This is a genomic window from Pseudomonas sp. PME37.24/006, assembly GCF_055556635.1.
This window is the reverse complement of the sequence record NZ_JBVHNL010000236.1, coordinates 1-249: the sequence shown is the minus strand read 5'-3', so window position 1 is coordinate 249 and position 249 is coordinate 1. Positions and strand designations below refer to the sequence as shown.

The following is a 249-nucleotide window of genomic DNA, read 5'->3' as shown; positions in this document are numbered from 1 at the left end:
ATGTTCGAGGGCCGCGACATCACGCATATGCCGCCGCACGAGATCGCGAAGCTGCGGATCGCGCAATCGCCGGAAGGCCGCCGCATCTTCCCGCGCATGAGCGTTCTCGAAAATCTCCAGATGGGGGCGACGGTCGCCGACCCGCAGTATTTCGCGGAAGATTTGAAACGCGTCTGCACGCTGTTCCCTATCCTCGAAAGGCGGATGCACCAGCGTGGCGGCACGCTCTCCGGCGGCGAGCAGCAGATG

Annotated in this window: 1 pseudogene; it reads left to right on the top strand. The window is 63.9% G+C overall.

The features are described from left to right. Positions 1-249, top strand: a pseudogene (locus ACZ3GY_RS24540) (ABC transporter ATP-binding protein); the annotation flags it as partial.